The following is a 13322-nucleotide window of genomic DNA, read 5'->3' as shown; positions in this document are numbered from 1 at the left end:
TGTGACCGTCGGTTCATTGACGCCAAGGCGAAGGCATTGAATCATCGCGCATATTTTGGGTGTTGCGATGTTAGAGATCAGTGTTTTCTGCGTAATCCTATTGGCTGCCGGTTATTGGGTGGCCATGTTCGTCATGGGCCGCCACGACGACGTGATCCACGGCAAGTTCGTGCATAGCGAGGAGGGCGATTTCGGCCAGCCTGCGATGCCGACGCCACCGCCGCCATTTCCGAAACGTCCGGTCAAGTCTCCCAGGGTCGCGAGCGATCTGCCCGAATGACGCGGTGGCGAAGCCCGTGAACAGCGAGGCGCTGCAATCCCTGCTCGCCGCGATCCAGCAGGATCTGAAGAGCGTCGCCTAAAGCATGATCCGGAAAAGTGCGCAGCGGTTTTCCGAAAAGATCATGCGCAAACAACAAGCTAAAGCGCGATGACGATTCGTCCTGATCTCATCGCGCTTGAGAGGCGAGCCTTAATGCTCGCCGCCCATCTGGGCGAACAGCTCCTCAATGTCGATATCGACCTGACCCGCCGCGCGGACGTGGCGGACCTCAACACTGTCGGGCCGGAAGCGGTATTCCACCAGTCCGACTTCCTTGATCGCGATGCGGTCCTGGCGCGCATCGTTGATCTTGAAGCCGGCCGAGGGCGCCCAGACGTGGCGCGTATGGCGGTGGGTGAAGTCGCGCCGCTGATGCACGTGACCGCTGGCGATCAGGCGCAGGTCGACATGTGCAAACATCTCGATCAGCCGCGCCCGCGCCGGCTGCGGGACGTAGCGGATCGAGGTCTCCGGCGTCTCGGGGTCGTCGGGCAGGTGGAGAAACACCGGCTTGTGCACGAACAGCGCAACCGGCCTGCCGTTCACGCGCGCGATCTCGGAGGCGAGCCAGTCGAACTGCTCGGCCTCGAAGGCGAGCCCTGAATTCATCACCAGCGAGTTGAGGCCGATGAAGCGCCAGCCGGCCGCTTCGAACGACCAATGGTCTTCGCCGATGAGGTCGCAGAACTGCCGGCGGTGCGCTTCGGCGACCGGCGGTTTTGGCGCTGGACCGATCGCGGTCGGATTGTCGCCGATGTCGTGATTGCCCGGCAGATAGCGGCAGGCGACGGGCAGGTCGGCGTGCAGGCTCTTGGCGAACGCGACATCATCGCGGCTGCTCGGCCCGTCGAAGGAGACGTCGCCGGTGTTGACGACGAGATCGGGCCGCTCGGTGTCGATGTGCGCGCTGACGCGATGGAAGTTGGCGATCAGGCCAGGAAAGCGCCGGCCAAGATGCGTGTCGGAAATCTGCGTCAGGCGAAATTCGGACATGTGATGAGCATACAGATCGTCACGCGTCGAAACGATGACGACGCACGCATGCATCGCAACGAACAAAGTTTAAAACACGCGGTAACCGTCCTTCATTCGCCGTCAAAGCAAATCCGTCCGACGGATTTGCCGTCGCGATCCCTGAGGCCAAACGGACAGCGCAGGCGCTCCAGCGCCTTGCCGGCATCTTCATTGCCGAGCGCGGCAGCGCGCTTGTAAAAGGTGATCGCCGCCGTGACATCCTTCTCGCCCGCGCGGCCGGCTTCGGCATAGGCGCCTAACCGCTCCAGCGCGTCGGCGTGATCGAGCGCGGCTCCCTTTTCGAACAGCGCCTTGGCCGCGGCATCGTCCTTCGGACCGCCATCGCCGTCCTGCGTCATCAATCCCAGCTGATACATGGCCTCGCTGGAATTCGCCTCGACCGCCCTGGCATACCATTTGCGGGCCATCGCGAAATCGGTCTTCCCGCCGACACCGGCGCCGTAGAGCGAGCCGAGATTGATCATGCCTTCGACGTCGCCGGCATTCGCGGCCCTCTCGGTCAGCGTTCGTCCCTCGGCGATGTTCTTCTTGATGCCATTGCCGTTGATCAGGAGTGCGCCGAGCCCGGCCATTGCGGAAGCGCTGCCGGCGTCGGCCGCCTTGCGATAGGCGCTTGCCGCCTGAGCCGGCTGCCGGGCGAACTCATAGGCGCGGCCGAGCTCCATCCAGATGCGGCGCGGAACATCCGCCGACGTAGTGGCCGCGTTGCAGGCCTTCAGCGCGGCGGGGATGTCGGCATCGGCGATCTCGAGATTGCCTTTCACGTCGGCGGGCCTGTCCGGATCGGTGGGATGGGCGGCCAGCCGGTCGCAGGTGGCGATGTCGGCCGGCGCGGCGACGGCCGGCATACGCGGGCAAAGCAGTGTGGCGAGGGCAAGCGCAGCGAGGACGCAATATTTCGTTCGGAGCATGATCAGAGCACGCGGTAGCGGATCGTGTAGGCGTCCTGCGGAGCGAGGCTGCCGGCGACCGCGGAGGCGACGCTGTCGACGAGGTGCCAGGGGCCAAATTCTGCAGAGCGATGCGGCTCGGCGGGCAGGCGGAGGCGGAATTCGAAGATACCTTGGCCGGGCAGGTTCACGACGAGCACGCGGTCGGCCGTGCGGTGGTTGAGCGCGACCGCGCCGCGCAGCACCGCGCGTCCATCGGTGAGGTCGCGCACGCCGTCGACCAGCGCCAGCGTCTGGTTGCGGTCGGTGTGCAGCTCGATCTGGCTGTCGGATACCGCCGTCAGCGTCTCCCGGGGCATCCGGATCTCGAACTCGACCGCGGGCTTTGACGGGTTGAGGCCGAGATAGGCCAGCGCGGCGTGCCGCATGTCGTAGGCGGCAAAGGCGACGAGAGCGATGGCGGCGAGCGTCGCCAGGCCGTGCCTGACGACGTCGCGCCAGGTCCGGTAGGAGAGGCGGAAGTACACCGTCATCGCCAGCGCAACCGCAAGCGCCGTGGCGACACCGGCCAGCGCCGACATCAGGATGCCGAGCTGGCCGTCAGCGGATTCGCCCCAGGAGGCGATCGAGCCGGCCATCAAGCCGGCGATCTGGTTGAACGGGGTATTCATGGCGGTCTCTCGCCTTGCGCCCAAACGGGGCGAAATCGCTTTAACAATCGGTGGTTGGTCGCCTCATCGGGAACGCCGGTTCAACTCGTTGATTGTCAGCGCCAGAAGTCGCGGCTAATGACGGTCCGCGGCCCTCCGCTCTACGGGAAAGTTCCGATGTCCATTCAAATGGTCTTGCTGCCTGTCTTCGTGCAGGTTGGTCTCACCTTCGCGCTGCTGATCGGCATGGTACTGGCACGCCGGCGATCGCTGGTCTCGGGCGAGACCAAGATCCGCGACATTGCGCTGGGCGAGCCGAACTGGCCCGAGGGCGCCACACAAATCGCCAATTGCTACCGCAACCAGTTCGAGCTGCCGGTGCTGTTCTACGCGTTGATCGCGCTGGCGCTGCCGCTCCGGCATGCCGATCTCTTCATCGTGCTGATGTCCTGGGTGTTCGTGGTGGCGCGCTTTGCCCATGCTGGCGTTTTCGTCTCCTCGAATGATCTCGGCCGGCGCTCCTCCGTCTGGCTCGCCGGCGTGCTGGTGCTGCTCGCGATGTGGATCTATTTCGCGCTGAAGATGCTCCTGCTGATCTAGGCGCTTGCGCGCCAATCCTGATCTGAAAGATTCAAAATGACTCCCGCTGCCCGGCTGTCCGCAGCCATCGAACTGATCGACATTATCGAGAAGGACCGCGTGCCCGCGGCCAAGGCGCTGAAGGAGTGGGGCACCGCGCACCGCTTCGCCGGCTCCGGCGACCGCGCCGCGATCGCCGGCCTCGTCTGGGACGTGCTGCGCCGCTACGCCTCGAGCGCGTACCTCATGGACGCCGACACCGCGCGTGCCAGGCTGATCGGCATGCTCCGGCTCGAGCGCGACATGGACTCGGCCACCATGGCCGCGATGTTCGACGGCAGCCGCTTTGCGCCGGCGCCGCTGACCGATGCCGAGCAGGCGGCGCTGGCCTCGCGCTCCCTCAAGGATGCCCCGGCTGCGGTCGTCGGCGACTATCCCGAGTGGCTCGACCCGCACTTCGCAAAAGTGTTCGGCGAGGATCGCGCCGCGGAGGCGGCCGCTATGGCGAGCCGGGCGCCGCTCGATTTGCGCGTCAACACGCTAAAATCCAACCGCGACAAGGTGCTGAAGGCGCTTGCTCATCTTCACGCGAAGCCTGCGCCGTGGTCGGCAACGGGTTTGCGCATCGAGCTTTCGGCCGATGCGCGCAATCCCGGCATCCAGGCGGAGGAGGATTTCATCAAGGGCGGCGTTGAAGTGCAGGATGAGGGATCGCAGCTTGCCGCCCAGTTCACCGCGGCAAAACCGGGCGAGCAGGTGATCGATCTCTGCGCCGGCGCCGGCGGCAAGACGCTGGCGCTCGCCGCCCTGATGCAGGGCAAGGGCCGCCTCATTGCCACGGATCGCGACAAGCGCCAGCTGGCGCCGATCCACGAGCGGCTGTCGCGCGCCGGCGTCCACAATGCCGACGTGCGCACGCCCAAGGGCGAGGCCGATCCGCTTGCCGACATCCACGCCAGCGCCGACCTCGTCGTGATCGACGCGCCTTGCACGGGAACTGGAACCTGGCGCCGCAACCCCGACGCCAAATGGCGCATGCGGCCGGGCGCGCTGGAGATTCGCCTGCGCGACCAGGCCGAGGTGCTGGAGCGTGCGGTTCCCCTGGTGAAGCCGGGCGGCCGCATCGCCTACATCACCTGCTCGGTGCTCTCGGAGGAGAACGGCGAGCAGGTGAGGGCGTTCGTGGAGCGCCATCCGGAGTTCGCGGTCGTTCCGCCAGAGCAGACCGCCAGCGTGCTCTGGGACAAGGCCGAGGCGTTTGCCGAGGCGGCGCTGCAATCTCCTGAGGGCTGGCTGATGACGCCGCGGCGGACCGGGACGGACGGGTTCTTCGTCGCGGTGCTGAAAAAGGTCTCGTAGGGTGGGCAAAGGCGCGAAGCGCCGTGCCCACCATCTCTCTGCGGTTTTTGAAGTCGTGGGCACGCTTCGCTTTGCCCACCCTACGGAACCGCCGCAGCCGCGGGATTCCCCCAAAACAAAAGCCCCGCGGACCGGATCCCGGTCGCGGGGCTCTCGAGTTCTAGCGTTCTGCCGGTACGTCCGCGGTCAGAACGGTGCGCTGGCGATTAGCCGACGCGGAGATTGTCAGCCGACGACTTGCCGCTGCGGCGGTCGGCCACGATGTCGAACGAGACCTTCTGGCCCTCGTTGAGGGAGGAGAGGCCAGCGCGCTCGACAGCGCTGATGTGGACGAAAACGTCCTTCTGGCCGTCGTCCGGCTGGATGAAACCATAACCCTTTTGGGTGTTGAACCACTTCACGGTGCCCATAGCCATGGGAAATTTCCTTTAGTTAGTTAGAGACGGTACGCACGTGGGCCGGTACGCAACGCTGCGCCCATAGCCCTGATGAGTCGATGTTTTGGAGAAATCATCTGAAGCGTGCGCGCCTGTCTTAGACGAGGCGAAGCGGCCCAGTCGTTCGGCCAAGTATCGATGATCACAATATAGCGAGATAATTAGACTTCTTCAAGGCACCACCCGTGGCCCGGCACGTCCGGGGACTTTGCTATTTTGCGGTGCAAATTGGCCGTATTCGCGCGTTTCAATCGACGATGAAGAGCGTCGCTCCTGTTGCCGTCGAGGACCGGTGCGCGGCATCGCCGAAATCGGAGACCTGGTAGCTCATCCCCGCCGTGAGCTTGAACTTGCGCCCGTCGCGCAACTCCGAGTCGAGCTCGCCCTTGAGCACGTACAGTACGTGACCGCGGTCGCACCAATGGTCGGCGAGATAGCCCGGCGAATACTCGACCATCCGCACCCGGAGATCTCCGATGTTGAGGGTGCGCCAGAGCGCTTGCCCGGTCTCGCCGGGATGCGTGGTCGCCTCGACCTTGCTCCAGTCGGTGACGGTGAACGGGGAGGTGGGGAGCTTCATGGAAGGACGGTCCTTGGATCTCGCAATTCGTAGGGTGGGCAAAGCGAAGCGTGCCCACGGTGTCTTTCCGCAATCCTGAAAGATATGGTGGGCACGGCGCAAGCGCGCCTTTGCCCACCCTACGCGTGCTCATCGAGAGGCGGCACTCAATGCGCCAAATGGTTCGCCGAACCCTGCACGATCAGCCCGGCATCGTTCACCCGCAGATATTCGCAGATCCTCTTCCCCCGCTCGTTCTCGTAAAACACCACCATGCTATCAGGGCTGACGAACACATCGATCAGCGAGAAATGCAGCTCCGGCAGCAGGGCGAGCGCCTTGCCCCAATAGGCCCGCAGGCTTTCCTTGCCCCGCACGGTGCCGCTGGCGTCGATCCCCATCGCCGAAATGCGGTCCGAGGTCATCACGGCCGCCTCGTCATAGAGCGTGAGCACCCGCTCGAGGTCACGCGCGTTCCAGGCCTCGACCCAGGTCCGGCCGAGCGCGGCTAGCGTCGATGGCTGATGATGTTGTGACATGGCGATCTCCCTGATTGGCCCCTGTTCGATGGGTGAGCAATTAGGTCAATAATACTTACCTATATCCATTTGTCCATGCCCAAAGAAGCATGTGGGCGCGCGAGCCGGCGCGGTTGCGGGCAGAGGCGTGGTCGCGTATCTGCTTGCCATGACAGCAGCACAGAACGACCGCTCCGCGTCGACGCCCTCCGTGGCCTCGGCGCATGACAAGATTCTCATCGTCGACTTCGGCAGCCAGGTGACGCAGCTGATCGCGCGTCGCGTGCGCGAGGACGGCGTCTATTGCGAGATCGTCCCGTTCAACAAGGCTGACGCGGCCTTCAAGGAGATGAAGCCCAAGGCGGTGATTCTCTCCGGCGGCCCGGAGTCGGTGCACGAGGCCGGCTCGCCCCGCGCCCCGCAGGCGATCTTCGATTCCGGCGTGCCCGTGATGGGCATCTGCTACGGCCAGATGACCATGGCGGCCCAACTCGGCGGCGAGGTCGAGGGCGGCCATCACCGCGAATTCGGCCGCGCCGATGTCGAGGTGAAGGCTGAGAGCAAGCTGTTCGCGGACATCTGGTCGTCAGGCAGCAAGAACCAGGTCTGGATGAGCCATGGCGACCGCATCACCAAGATGCCGCCGGGCTTCTCCGTCGCCGGCACCTCGCCGAACGCGCCCTTCGCGATCATCCAGGACGAGAAGCGCAAGTACTACGGCCTGATGTTCCACCCCGAAGTGGTGCACACGCCCGACGGCGCCAAGCTGATCCGCAATTTCGTCCGCAAGATCGCCGGCCTCACCGGCGACTGGACCATGCGCGCCTTCCGTGAGGAGGAGATCGCAAAAATCCGCCAGCAGGTCGGCAAGGGCAAGGTGATCTGCGGCCTCTCCGGCGGCGTCGATTCCGCGGTCGCAGCCGTGCTGATCCACGAAGCCATCGGCGACCAGCTCACCTGCGTGTTCGTCGATCACGGCCTGCTCCGCCTCGACGAAGCCAAGACGGTCGTCGACCTGTTCCGCCACCACTACAACATCCCGCTCGTGCACGTGGATGCGTCAAAACAGTTCTTGGGCGAACTCGAAGGCGTCACCGATCCCGAAGTGAAGCGCAAGACCATCGGCCGCCTCTTCATCGAGGTGTTCGAGCAGGAAGCCAAGAAGATCGGCGGCGCCGACTTCCTGGCGCAAGGCACGCTCTACCCCGACGTGATCGAGAGCGTCTCCTTCACCGGCGGCCCTTCGGTGACGATCAAGTCGCACCACAATGTCGGCGGACTTCCTGAGCGCATGAACATGAAGCTCGTCGAGCCCTTGCGCGAGCTGTTCAAGGACGAGGTGCGCAAGCTCGGTCGCGAATTGGGCCTGCCCGAAATCTTCGTCGGCCGCCACCCGTTCCCGGGCCCGGGCCTCGCCATCCGCTGCCCCGGCGACATCACCAGGGATAAGCTCGACATCCTGCGCAAGGCCGATGCCGTCTACATCGACCAGATCCGCAAGCACGGCCTCTACGACGAGATCTGGCAGGCCTTTGCCGTGCTGCTCCCGGTGAAGACCGTCGGCGTCATGGGCGACGGCCGCACTTACGATTATGTGGTTGGCCTGCGCGCCGTCACCTCCACCGACGGCATGACCGCGGACTTCTACCAGTTCGACATGAAGTTCCTGGGCGAGACCGCCACGCGCATCATCAACGAGGTGAAGGGCGTGAACCGGGTGGTGTATGATGTGACCAGCAAACCGCCCGGGACGATTGAGTGGGAGTAGCAGCGGCGGCTACTATCGCGCGGTATAGAGTATTCTTTGTTGTGTTGTCCCTTTAGCGTTACCCGACTGAAGTCATGAGTTTGACTTAATCCCGGTAGGGATCAGGAATCCACCGCGTTTAGGCTGACAGAGTATTGCGGCGTGCTTGATCGTACAGAAGGGCTGGTGTGCAAAGCTATAGCTCCAAGCCCCGCTTGGTCTAGTGCAAAGCAGACAGACTGTTTGCAGATCACCGCTCCTCCAAAGCGGAATCGCCAGGACATTAACCGCCCTGCATTTTTTTGATAGTCGCATCAGGTTCGCGTTCGTAGCTACGGTGACGAGGTACAAATAGCCAGCCCATTCATGTGGACGACTCGAAAGATGGGGCAGGGCACTCAGCAATTCGCCGCGAACGGATCCAACGCTTTCGACAACGTCCGATTATCGAGACTGGGGTTGCTCTCGGCGCGAAGCAGGATCACGCGGTCGAGGCGGTCGGTCGGTACGATCGAGGGGAGGCACGCATACTCTTACCCCCAATACTCTGGGGAGAGACGGCCCCGGCTCGCAGGGGGCTTGGGGGTATGGGCCGGGGCCGCTCCGCCAGCCCCGGCGGCGGGCCAGCGAGACTCACAAGCTTGTGCAGTGGCCTTTGTTCCTGGCCCTGCTGGTTAAGGAATTGGGTCCTGTTCGGGAACGCGCCGGTTTCGCCAGCATTAGTGGCAAATGCCGAGATACTTCTTTCACGTGACTCACGAACGCCATGAACCGGACCACGAAGGCGAGGAGTTGCCCGACAAGCACGCCGCCTGAAAAGAGGTCACTAAGACGGCAGGGCAGATACTCCAAGGCCTCGATGGGAAGTTAACGCCGGACCGTGGATGGCGGATGGAGGTCACGGACGAGTTTCAGAATACGCTCTACGTCCTGCACATCCACGCCGAGAAGACGAGATAGCGCGCTGCTCCTCCGTAGCGGGTTGTGATCAGCTTCCGTGATCTAACCGCCAGTGACCCTTCTTCGGCCTTTGCCTTTCTAGCTGGGAAGGTCGACGCTAGGAGTGAGTATGACGGACCTCCAACCAGGGATCGCGGCACGAGACCGCGCGCAGGAAGCGGCTCTTCATCTGCCTGCTCTTTGGAACTGCGCGCCCCCGCACTTTGTCAGCGTAGCAGAAGGAGGGTCTCGCCATGAGAGTTCGGATGGGATTAGTGGCACTATTCTTCAGCAGCGCATTTAGCACCCTGGCTTATGCACAAAGCGGCGGTGGCGCCGGGGCGGGCGGCGGTGCTGGTTCGGCAGCAGGTGGCTGGCCCGAGCACTCCTGGATCGGTAAATGGGATCGGGGGGGTCGCCAGGACCAAACACGAGCAACGCCCTCAGTCACGGAACGACAGGAAGTCGGCTTGGCAATACACTCAACGAGCGGTCAATATCTGGCTCATCATCGGCGCCCAGCGGCTTTGTCAACGACAGTGCAATGGGGAATACGGAAACATGCATCATGCCGGACCACTTACTGAGCTTTATTGCAGCTGGAAGATTTGCTCGGCGTAACTCCACCTCATCATGCGAATAGTCGCGAGCTTACCATCTCTGAGCCTGGCACGATGTCCGCTTAGGTTCAGAGATTGGCAGAGGTTTGAGGGAGAGCCCGAACTCCTGCCTGGCGTGCACGCCATTGAGGTGCCCGGTCATAGCCCAGGAATGGTCGCGCATCTCGTCGTTTCCGGCAGCGAGCAGTTCCTGATCAGCGCCGACGTGGTCAATCTTGCGCCCCACATTGCAACAAATCCCGAGTGGCAGCTCTCAATCGATCAGGATCCACAAACGGCGGTGGAAACGCGGAGGAAGATCTTCGATCGGGCGGTTGCCGACAAGCTCACCATTTCCGGTACTCATTGGTTGATGCCGAACGTTGGCACGCTGGCCAAGGATGGCAATGGCTACGTATTCGCAGCGAAAGGGTAACATCCCCCGCGACACTAAGCCGTGACTATGCGACGACGACTGCAACTGGTAGCGGGCGAACCGCTCGGCATGGGAGTCCACCTCTGGCCCAAGGCGGAATCAGGCGCTCACGAGCCGGGGTTTCCTGTAATCTGCTGTAGCTCTACAGTGCGGACGAGGCCCAACGCGGGGCCACGGAGGACACCAATGAAGCACCGTAGAGTTCTCGGTTCGTGCATTGCTGCGGCCTTGGGGCTGTCTCTGCATATGACTAGTGCCTTTGGTCAGCAGCCATCGCTGAGGGAAGGGCTCGTTGGAACATGGATGGTTCTCTCCTGGGAACAGAAGAAAAACGACGGCACCACCTTGCGGCAGTTCGGAGCAAACCCAAGGGGCATGGCCATTTTTGACGCGGATGGGCACTACATCATTACGGTCATGCGCTCAGACCGGGCCAAGTACGCAAGCAATGCGCTCTGGCGAGGCACCGCGGAAGAAAACGAAGCAACAGCGAACGGGACCCAGACCTACTTCGGGACTTATTCGGTGAATGACGCAGACCGCAGTATCGCAATTCATGTTGAGGGTAGTTCATTTCCGAATTGGAATGATTCAGATCAGAAGCGCTTCGTTGAGATCACGGGAGATCAGCTTACGCTAACTATTCGTCCTCCGAGCGGGGAGAGCGTCGCTGTGATTTGGAAGCGAGCAAAATGACAACGTCGCGTCGGCTTCCGGCCGTTGCCAAAGTAAGCCGTCTTATTGGGATAAACCGGGCATGGCTCGGCGCGAGCGCGATCACCGCTTGTTGACCCAACTGCGACATTGGTTCCTGAAGCGCATCTTCGGACCTTCATTCGTCCAGCGATCTGCGGTTCCGAGAGCAGGCCCAATGAGACGGCGCGAGCTTATCGAAGTTGTTGCCGGGGGTAACGGAGCACGTGATCAGCGGCAGGAGTCCCGATTGAACGGGGTTCTGAGCAGCCGATCAGCCAAGACCTGGCCAAGCTCATTGCACATTCTAAGACGGCCTCGCATAGGCGGATTGATCGACAGTGCGCGAGGTTGCTACGGCCGATGATGTCCTCGAATAGCAGGCCCCACTCGTTGTGGCATGTTCGTCCGCCTCTGGCGCATCGCGCATAGCCGCTGCCGGTCTCAACAAGGCTGCGCCTCGATCAGATTAAAGCGGTCGGCGCGGTGAGCAGCCGTAGGACGGAAGCCAGTCTCGGTCAGGAGCCGATAATATTCTCTTTCGGTCCGCTCCCGTCCACCTGGACCGCGCAGCATGTTCAAATCGCTCATGGCGCACGACCTGCTCGCGTCATCGGTACCAGGCGATTCCGGCATCGCACGTTCGACTAATAGCAGTTTGCCTTTTCGGGGGAGCGCTTTGCGGCAGTTTCCCAAAATGATGCAGCTCCGCTCATCATCCCAGTCGTGAACAATGCTTTTCAAGATGATCGCATCGGCCACTGTAGGCACCGCGTGAAAGAAATTGCCTGCGACAAAGGTTAGGCGATCGGAGAGTCCCAGGCTGCCGAAGTGCTGGTTGGCGGCGTTAGCGCACCTCGGTAAATCGAAAACCGTTCCTTTGATATTCGAATATTCTCTCGCCACGGCGCCCATGAGTTCGCCAGAGCCGCCTCCGACATCCATCAAATGCGAGATCGTGCCAAAATCGTATGCCTGCAGTAGATGGTGCGTGACCAGCCGTGTCAGGTCTGTCATCGCTTCATTGAATATCCGCACATGCTCCGGTGTGCGCGCCATCAGATCGAAATTGTCGTCGACGTCCTGGAGTTGGGCAGCCGTCTTCCCCGACATGATCGAATCGAGAAGACCATCCCACCTCCTGACCAGCATGGAGCCTTCAAAGATGACCCAGTTCTTGAACGATCGTTCAGCAGCACCGTCGAGTCCCGCCCCCAATTCGGTCAGCAAGTAGCGGCCTTCGCCGACGCGAGAGCAAATGCCGACGGTCGAGAGAGCGACGAGCAAGCGGGCAAGTGCGTCCCGGTCCGCTCGGGTGAGGCTCGCGAGTTCTTCGGCCGTTCGCGGTCCGTCGCGCAGCAATTCGGCAAGGCCCAGCCTGGCGGCAACATAGATCACAGCCGTCACACGGTGCGATTGAACAAGGTCCAACAGCTGTTCGGGGGGATTGGTGGTCATGTGCCGCCCTAATCTTCGATCGGGAATCCTGACGCCCTCACGATCGGCCCCCAGCGATCTAAGTCGGCGCGCTGGATCCGTCGGAGCTCGTCCGACGTTGTTCCTGTCGGCTCGCAGCCCATGGCATGAATCTTTGCGCGCATTTCGGGATCGCTTCCGATTGCAATGATCTCCTTTCCCAGGCGCTCAACGAACTGACGGGAGCAGTGGGCAGGCGCATAGAATGCGAACCATCCGGACGCGTGGATATCGATCCCACTCTCCTTGAGGGTCGCGGTTTGGGGCAGGAAGGAAGATCGCGCGCCGGCTGCGGTGGCGATGATGCGTATGCCACCATCCCTGTGTTGCTCCAGGAGTTCGGAAACAAACGCCATATACATCGGGACCCGGCCAGCCAGCACATCCGGGAGGGCAGCAGGCGTACCTCTATAGGGCGTGTGGCGCAGGTTCAGACCTGTGATCCGGCCAAACTCGCCGCAGATGAAATGAGGTGCTGTACCTGCTCCCGGCGAGCCGTACATGGCCTGTTCGGGATTGACCATCATCCAGTCGATGAGTTCATGCACCGAATGGATGGGCAGCTTCGCGCTAACTGCCACAGCCAGATCGACCGTCATCACCTGCGAAAGGGGCACAAAGTCGCGCTCTGCATCGTATCCCAGGCTCCTGAAGAGATGCGGCTGAAGTGTGAATTGCGAGGCGGAAGCAAACAGCACCGTCTCCTCGCCTGGCGCGGCATTCTTGACCGCCTGAGCGCCGATGCGCCCGCCGGCGCCAACAAGGTTCTCCACGATCGCCACCTTTCCGAGCCTGGTATGAAGCTGCTCGGCAAACACCCGGGCGATCGAATCTCCCGAACCGCCGGGCGCGAATGGGAACACGATCTTCAGCGGCTGGTCGGCGGCAACAACGGGTAGCGGAAGAGCCATAGCTGAAAGTGCGCCCAAGATGGCGCGACGTGAGCAAAGCTGCATGGTGTTCTCCCGGTGCTTGAGAAGCAGCGTAATGATTCAGCCGGCCTTTATCTCGCTATCCTGCAGCGAGAGCGCTATAACCTGAAATCGTATTGAGCTATTGGGCTATAACGTGGGGTGAATGTAG

14 protein-coding genes are annotated in these 13322 nt (G+C 62.3%); 6 read left to right on the top strand and 8 right to left on the bottom strand.

Annotated elements, in window-relative coordinates; all coding sequences use genetic code 11:
* Positions 1-67 precede the first annotated feature (67 nt).
* The gene (locus QA642_RS29140; protein ID WP_349253800.1) at positions 68-280 is read left to right on the top strand and encodes a hypothetical protein; all 213 of its coding nucleotides are present in this window, start codon (positions 68-70) and stop codon (positions 278-280) included.
* Between the two features lie 192 nt (positions 281-472).
* On the opposite strand, the gene QA642_RS29135 is transcribed toward QA642_RS29140, so the two are convergent.
* The 3 genes from QA642_RS29135 to QA642_RS29125 all read right to left on the bottom strand — a co-directional run bounded on the left by QA642_RS29135 (position 473) and on the right by QA642_RS29125 (position 2918).
* A complete protein-coding gene (locus QA642_RS29135; protein ID WP_283079912.1) occupies positions 473-1315 on the bottom strand; it encodes a metallophosphoesterase in 843 nt (280 codons plus the stop codon).
* Positions 1316-1407: 92 nt separating this feature from the next.
* Positions 1408-2268 (bottom strand): tetratricopeptide repeat protein, encoded by an 861-nt coding sequence (locus tag QA642_RS29130; RefSeq protein WP_283079911.1) that lies wholly within the window; start codon positions 2266-2268, stop codon positions 1408-1410.
* A 2-nt stretch (positions 2269-2270) separates the two neighbouring features.
* Positions 2271-2918, bottom strand: a complete 648-nt coding sequence (locus QA642_RS29125; RefSeq protein WP_283079910.1) for an acriflavin resistance protein — start codon at positions 2916-2918, stop codon at positions 2271-2273.
* A gap of 156 nt (positions 2919-3074) precedes the next feature.
* Between QA642_RS29125 and QA642_RS29120 the strand changes: the two genes are divergently transcribed.
* Positions 3075-3497 carry an MAPEG family protein gene (locus QA642_RS29120; protein ID WP_283079909.1) on the top strand — a complete coding sequence of 141 codons (423 nt, stop codon included), beginning with the start codon at positions 3075-3077 and terminating at the stop codon, positions 3495-3497.
* Positions 3498-3533: 36 nt separating this feature from the next.
* Complete coding sequence (locus QA642_RS29115; protein WP_283079908.1) at positions 3534-4835, top strand: RsmB/NOP family class I SAM-dependent RNA methyltransferase; 1302 nt, start codon at positions 3534-3536, stop codon at positions 4833-4835.
* 206 nt (positions 4836-5041) lie between these two features.
* Here the strand turns inward: QA642_RS29115 and QA642_RS29110 are convergent, their stop codons facing one another.
* The 3 genes from QA642_RS29110 to QA642_RS29100 form a co-directional block, all read right to left on the bottom strand.
* The gene (locus QA642_RS29110) at positions 5042-5251 is read right to left on the bottom strand and encodes a cold-shock protein (RefSeq protein ID WP_008141931.1); all 210 of its coding nucleotides are present in this window, start codon (positions 5249-5251) and stop codon (positions 5042-5044) included.
* Positions 5252-5519: 268 nt separating this feature from the next.
* Positions 5520-5852, bottom strand: a complete 333-nt coding sequence (locus tag QA642_RS29105) for a DHCW motif cupin fold protein (protein WP_235546915.1) — start codon at positions 5850-5852, stop codon at positions 5520-5522.
* Between the two features lie 146 nt (positions 5853-5998).
* Positions 5999-6370: a nuclear transport factor 2 family protein gene (locus QA642_RS29100; protein WP_283079907.1), complete on the bottom strand. Its 372-nt coding sequence runs from the start codon at positions 6368-6370 to the stop codon at positions 5999-6001.
* A gap of 148 nt (positions 6371-6518) precedes the next feature.
* Between QA642_RS29100 and guaA the strand changes: the two genes are divergently transcribed.
* The 3 genes from guaA to QA642_RS29085 all read left to right on the top strand — a co-directional run bounded on the left by guaA (position 6519) and on the right by QA642_RS29085 (position 10766).
* A complete protein-coding gene (gene guaA / locus QA642_RS29095) occupies positions 6519-8117 on the top strand; it encodes a glutamine-hydrolyzing GMP synthase (RefSeq protein WP_283079906.1) in 1599 nt (532 codons plus the stop codon).
* 1689 nt (positions 8118-9806) lie between these two features.
* Positions 9807-10070: a hypothetical protein gene (locus tag QA642_RS29090; RefSeq protein WP_283079905.1), complete on the top strand. Its 264-nt coding sequence runs from the start codon at positions 9807-9809 to the stop codon at positions 10068-10070.
* A 186-nt stretch (positions 10071-10256) separates the two neighbouring features.
* The gene (locus QA642_RS29085) at positions 10257-10766 is read left to right on the top strand and encodes a lipocalin-like domain-containing protein (protein ID WP_283079904.1); all 510 of its coding nucleotides are present in this window, start codon (positions 10257-10259) and stop codon (positions 10764-10766) included.
* Between the two features lie 441 nt (positions 10767-11207).
* On the opposite strand, the gene QA642_RS29080 is transcribed toward QA642_RS29085, so the two are convergent.
* Positions 11208-12221, bottom strand: a complete 1014-nt coding sequence (locus QA642_RS29080) for a methyltransferase (protein WP_283079903.1) — start codon at positions 12219-12221, stop codon at positions 11208-11210.
* An 8-nt stretch (positions 12222-12229) separates the two neighbouring features.
* A complete protein-coding gene (locus QA642_RS29075) occupies positions 12230-13195 on the bottom strand; it encodes a tripartite tricarboxylate transporter substrate-binding protein (protein WP_283079902.1) in 966 nt (321 codons plus the stop codon).
* Positions 13196-13322: the final 127 nt, after the last annotated feature.

This window comes from Bradyrhizobium sp. CB2312 (assembly GCF_029714425.1).
Classification (GTDB): Bacteria; Pseudomonadota; Alphaproteobacteria; order Rhizobiales; family Xanthobacteraceae; genus Bradyrhizobium.
The sequence above is the reverse complement of the archived record's forward strand: the minus strand, read 5'-3'. Positions and strand labels throughout refer to the sequence as shown.

Excerpts from the sequence above, each read along its gene's own strand:
- QA642_RS29140 (WP_349253800.1), top strand. The coding sequence starts at position 68 with ATGTTAGAGATCAGTGTTTTCTGCGTAATCCTATTGGCTGCCGGTTAT.
- QA642_RS29135 (WP_283079912.1), bottom strand. The coding sequence starts at position 1,315 with ATGTCCGAATTTCGCCTGACGCAGATTTCCGACACGCATCTTGGCCGG.
- QA642_RS29130 (WP_283079911.1), bottom strand. The coding sequence starts at position 2,268 with ATGCTCCGAACGAAATATTGCGTCCTCGCTGCGCTTGCCCTCGCCACA.
- QA642_RS29125 (WP_283079910.1), bottom strand. The coding sequence starts at position 2,918 with ATGAATACCCCGTTCAACCAGATCGCCGGCTTGATGGCCGGCTCGATC.
- QA642_RS29120 (WP_283079909.1), top strand. The coding sequence starts at position 3,075 with ATGTCCATTCAAATGGTCTTGCTGCCTGTCTTCGTGCAGGTTGGTCTC.
- QA642_RS29115 (WP_283079908.1), top strand. The coding sequence starts at position 3,534 with ATGACTCCCGCTGCCCGGCTGTCCGCAGCCATCGAACTGATCGACATT.
- QA642_RS29110 (WP_008141931.1), bottom strand. The coding sequence starts at position 5,251 with ATGGCTATGGGCACCGTGAAGTGGTTCAACACCCAAAAGGGTTATGGT.
- QA642_RS29105 (WP_235546915.1), bottom strand. The coding sequence starts at position 5,852 with ATGAAGCTCCCCACCTCCCCGTTCACCGTCACCGACTGGAGCAAGGTC.
- QA642_RS29100 (WP_283079907.1), bottom strand. The coding sequence starts at position 6,370 with ATGTCACAACATCATCAGCCATCGACGCTAGCCGCGCTCGGCCGGACC.
- guaA (WP_283079906.1), top strand. The coding sequence starts at position 6,519 with ATGACAGCAGCACAGAACGACCGCTCCGCGTCGACGCCCTCCGTGGCC.
- QA642_RS29090 (WP_283079905.1), top strand. The coding sequence starts at position 9,807 with ATGGTCGCGCATCTCGTCGTTTCCGGCAGCGAGCAGTTCCTGATCAGC.
- QA642_RS29085 (WP_283079904.1), top strand. The coding sequence starts at position 10,257 with ATGAAGCACCGTAGAGTTCTCGGTTCGTGCATTGCTGCGGCCTTGGGG.
- QA642_RS29080 (WP_283079903.1), bottom strand. The coding sequence starts at position 12,221 with ATGACCACCAATCCCCCCGAACAGCTGTTGGACCTTGTTCAATCGCAC.
- QA642_RS29075 (WP_283079902.1), bottom strand. The coding sequence starts at position 13,195 with ATGCAGCTTTGCTCACGTCGCGCCATCTTGGGCGCACTTTCAGCTATG.